Source organism: Gammaproteobacteria bacterium, assembly GCA_003696665.1.
Lineage (GTDB): Bacteria > Pseudomonadota > Gammaproteobacteria > Enterobacterales.
Genome location: RFGJ01000337.1, coordinates 1 through 4,693 on the forward strand (window position 1 = coordinate 1; position 4,693 = coordinate 4,693).

Sequence of the window (4,693 nt, forward strand, 5' to 3'; positions counted from 1 at the left end):
ATGGCCTGGACATACTTGGTATCCAATCGCTCACGGGGATCCTCTGTGCGAAAATCTCTGGCTCCTACATATTCGGAAACATAGACTACCTTCCCCCTGCCAAGGTCATGATAATTCTCTGCATCTTTCACAACAAAAATATCCCCGACAGCCACCTTCCCAACCCAAAAGCTTTCGATAAAGAGACGTACTTGCTTCTGGAGTTTCCCGAGGACGATTCTCTGAGCATCTTGTGGAGTAAGGTACTCCCCACGACGAACGTCAAATTTATAGAGCCGTCCATCGATAGGCGAGCGAAGAGTAAATAGTCTTAATTCACGGCGCTTCAATTCCACTTCAGCTTCTGCCGTGGCAATCTGCTTGCGCAGTAACTCGGATTCCAGCATCTTCTGGCTAAACTCGAATTCGGCAAGGGCGCCGTTCTCTGATAATGGTCGCTTCCGTTTGAGATCATCGAGAATCAGGTTGAGTCGAGCCTTCGCTTCCTCCACGCGTGCAATGGCAAGCTGAAGCGCCTGGGCAGCCACGTCATTCTCCATTTCGCACAGAGGCTGTCCGGCTGATACATCCTGTCCTTCTTCCACGAATGTCCTGATTACCCGCCCTGCCTGGACTGGGCCGACAAACACCTCCCGTCCCAGCGGCTCGATCCGGCCATAGACCCTGATCGGTGCATCGGCAAGGGATGGTGTCCGAGCTGGCTCAGGCGGCGATGCGCTTTTGAGAAGTGACAGACGCACATAGTTGAGCCCCAATACGGCCACAAGTATGACTAACAAAACAATGATGATAGTACGCGTTCTCATTCTTTCAATACCTCTTCCTCTAATTTGATTTGTTCCCGGGTATCGGAGATGATTTTCCCGTTCTCGAGCTTTATCAGACGATCCGCATAGGGGAATACGCGGGCATCATGAGATACGACCACTACGATTCGGCCCTCATCGATAGCTATTCGCTTCAGAATTTCCATGACCGTCTGACCGCTTTCGGCATCAAGAGCGGAGGTAGGTTCATCGCACAATAAAATTGCCGGATCCTTAATCAGTGCGCGGGCGATTGAAGCACGCTGTTTCATTCCGCCGGAAAGGAGCCGTGGCTGCATATGAAGGCTGTCACCCAGACCCAGTCGCTTCAGGATCGATTCTGCCTTTTGGCGGGAACCGGAAGGTGGCCGACCGCCCTGAACGGCAAAAGCCAATAAAATATTCTCCAAAACGCTTAGACCCTCAATCAGCATCGGTTGCTGAAAAACGAAGCCATAGCGTTGGAGACGCATGTGTGCGGTATCGTTTTCACCCATGTTGGTAATCTCTTCCTCACCAAAAAACATGCGTCCTTCTGAAGGGCGCAAGACCAGCCCCATGATGGAAAGCAAGGTAGTCTTTCCGCTGCCGGAAGGGCCTGCAAGTACGGTTAATTCTCCCGGTTCAAATTCCGTCGAAACAGGAAAAAGCACCCGTCTCATCTGAGAGCCATCGGAGAAGTCCCTCGCAATTTTTTCCAGACGTAGCGTCGCCATTGTTGAACCTACCAAATTAATGGAATACCGATGCCGGGTCTGCCTTAAGCGCCACCCGAAGCGCAATTAAAGAACCCATAAAGCTGACAAGGACCGCGCCAATCGCCAGTGCCGGCGCGAGATAGAGCGGAAAGAAGCTTGGAATGGCGGATCCCCGTGTGGCATTAAACAGGGTCGCCAGCATAACGAAGCCAACGAACACACCAACGCCCGCAATAATCAGTGCTTCGCAGGCAACAACCACAGCAATATCCCGGCGCCGTCCCCCAATCGCCCTCATTACGGCAAAGTCTCTGGCGCGGCCCAGAACGCTGGTATACATGGTCAGAGTGATGATCACTACTCCAATAAGGACTGCGATGACTGTGGAAAAGCCGAAGCTGCCACCAATACCGGTGTTAGCAATGTAATACTTCTTTGTCATTCCTGATAGCTCTTTCGTGGAATACACTGAGCACTTCGGCAGTACAGCGCGGAGATGGGCCATGGTCTGTTGGTCGGGTGCTTTTTTAAAGCGGACCAGTATGGCCGAGTAACGCCCCGGTGGGGTGCGGGCAATCTCTTTCACCTTGTCAATCGAAGCAAAGACAAGGGTCCCCTGAAATCCGCGAGCCCCCTCAGTAATCGCGCCGATGCGAACGCGACGGTCACCTATTTCCGTTATCTGATCCAATACGGGATTCCCGAGTTTGGCCAAATCAAGCCTGTCAACGGTTACCGCTTCAAGATCAAGAAGGGCGCGTTCGTCAGCCTTGATAAACTGCCAGGGGCCAAGTGAAAGTCGAGGCCGTCTTGTTCCGATGACACGGACCGACTCGTAGGAACCATCCGCAGTCCGAAATAGCCCGTTACCGATCAACACGGGCTCGGCCCATTCCACTTCAGGAAGGCCGATGATTCGATCGATATATTGTCCTGAAATCAGGTTACCGGCATCCGCATTGCGGATGTTGCTGCTCATCACCCAGGCATCCGCATTGCTATGGTCCACCAGGACCGACATGTAATTAAGCAACCCGAAGAGCACGGAGAGTTGTTGACCTACAAGGAACACAATGGCCACCACACCTAGCAGAGCACCGGCAGTAGAAGAACGGTCGTGAATGACCATGCGGAAGGCAGTGAGAATACGCATACTATCCCTTTCTTTCCGAGATTCGGCACGCCTCGTCAAAGTTGTTTACAACAATTGCATTAGCGTTTTCCAGAATTTCGCGGGCGGCTTCTGCCCCCCTGCCACCTACCACGATCTGACAATCCCCGCATAGTGTGTGGACCAAATCGATTGTTTTCAGTGCATCATCCAATTGGGATAACAGCGTTTGCACCAGGAAAAGCGTATCTGGATCCAGATCGGCCACCGCTCGGGCAATCTGATCCGCAGGGAGGCTTTTACCAAGATTCCTGGCAGACCAACCACGAACTTCCAGATAGGCCCACAGCGCAAGGGGCACGAGGTCGTGTTCGTCACCGGGCACGCAAGATATCAGTGCTGTAGGTGGCGATGGTTGGACATCCTGCTTCATCTCTGCTATCCATACCAAAAGAGATCGGACTGCCTCGGTTGCCAGATGTTCCTGGTAAATTTCTACCGTATGCAGTTCCCAGCGCAATCCAACTTCAGCCATAGCCGGCAGGATCAAATCGATGATCAGCCGGTCAAGCGAGCGTCCCTGGTCGACAAGACCTGAAACAATGTCTCGGGCGCCTGATATATCACCACGAAGGAGACACGCTACCAGCGGAGAAACCGGCCCGGCATTCAATTCGCGTATTGAATCTGCGTTTTGTGCAATGATTTCTGGCAGCTCCTGGTGTAACTGTTGCAAAGGTGCGGCCAGTTCGTTGCATTCGGGCGGCTTGATCACACCTTCAATTGCTACAATCCAGCTTTCCAACAAGGCCGCAAACAGCAGATGCCCTGAACCTCGCGCTGAGAAGGTCGTTGCATACCAATTTGCTTCCTCCTGAAAAGCTTTCAAAAGCGAATATCGATACACAACCTTAAGCATTTGCCCAAATTTGTCGGCGTACACCAACAGTTCCGGAAGACCGATCCCAGTGTCCTTCGATCGCTGATGGTAATCCCACTCGACTTCTATCCGTTTCTGAACAAGGGCCGAAAGCTGCTTGAACTCAGCCGTAAAGAGGTGCGAGGCGGACTCGGATAACATGGTCGTCATAATGAAACCTTCATATTATTCGCCTGAAGCGCAGTTCGTTTATGGTTCGTTTTTATCCAGCAAAGGTCAACATTAAGCCGCCGGCCCATGGCTGTGCTATACCGATACACTTTTGGAAATTGAATCGACGCGTGAACTGGTCTGCTAGAATATTTTGTTATACGCGATTTTATTAATAAACATAATAGATTGGCTAAATTGGGATTTAATTCTGCGTGGCTTATGTTAGACATTGTTCATTTCCAAATTCAATTTAATTTTTAAAAAAAATGTAACCGTTTAATGATGTAGCAATTAATAACCAAATAAAATATGGAAGTATTAGCATTGATTTGAGTTTCAATTCAGGCCAATAAAAGAAGGTGAAGAATCCAATTAAAACGGTAAGTCCGCTTATTAGAAGTAGCCCTGCAAAAACATTGTGGTAATAGAAGAAAGTGGGGTTCCATCCTACATTTAATATCCATTGAACGATATATAAACCAATTAGAAAATTCTTGTTATCAATAGCTGGCCATAAATATGCCATGTAAACACTAAAACAAATCATGATAGTAGTCCATGCGATTCCAAAGACCGGACCAGGAGGTGTCCATGGGGCTTTAGCAAGTCCCAAATACCAATTAGACTGTGCCCCACCATTTGTAAATGATGCTCCTATTATAAGTGCTGCAAAATTGAGCACCAAAAATATAATAATTCTATAAATCATTTGTTATAGTCCCTAACCTTGTACCTGCTCAATTGTTGATATTTCCCTTTTCATTTTCAATATAGATATATTAAAAACTTCTGTCAATGAGATCCTTTGATTGTAGAACTTATAACGGCCCTTGTTCACAAGAGACGTGTCACTCTATCTCATTTTTGAACACAACTTCAATAACTCTTCAAACCACCGCCGACTTAAGGCATCTTGTACGGCAAAATTTTAAACGCCTGACCTTATGCAATGGTTATCTTTCTTAATGCAAAATAGGAATAGAAA

The 4,693-nt window shown here is 48.7% G+C and carries 5 protein-coding genes; all 5 read right to left on the reverse strand.

Annotation, left to right across the window (positions count from 1 at the left end):
• On the reverse strand, nt 1-806 hold an 806-nt coding region (locus D6694_08835; protein ID RMH41514.1), incomplete at its 3' end, for a biotin/lipoyl-binding protein.
• The gene (locus tag D6694_08840) at nt 803-1,522 is read right to left on the reverse strand and encodes an ABC transporter ATP-binding protein (GenBank protein ID RMH41515.1); all 720 of its coding nucleotides are present in this window, start codon (nt 1,520-1,522) and stop codon (nt 803-805) included. The genes D6694_08835 and D6694_08840, both read right to left, overlap by 4 nt.
• Before the next feature lie 16 nt (nt 1,523-1,538).
• Nucleotides 1,539-2,657, reverse strand: coding sequence for an FtsX-like permease family protein (locus D6694_08845; protein RMH41516.1), 1,119 nt, complete (start codon nt 2,655-2,657; stop codon nt 1,539-1,541).
• 1 nt (nt 2,658) lies between these two features.
• Nucleotides 2,659-3,705, reverse strand: coding sequence for a cobalamin B12-binding domain-containing protein (locus D6694_08850; protein RMH41517.1), 1,047 nt, complete (start codon nt 3,703-3,705; stop codon nt 2,659-2,661).
• A gap of 253 nt (nt 3,706-3,958) precedes the next feature.
• A complete protein-coding gene (locus D6694_08855; protein RMH41518.1) occupies nt 3,959-4,417 on the reverse strand; it encodes a tryptophan-rich sensory protein in 459 nt (152 codons plus the stop codon).
• Nucleotides 4,418-4,693: the final 276 nt, after the last annotated feature.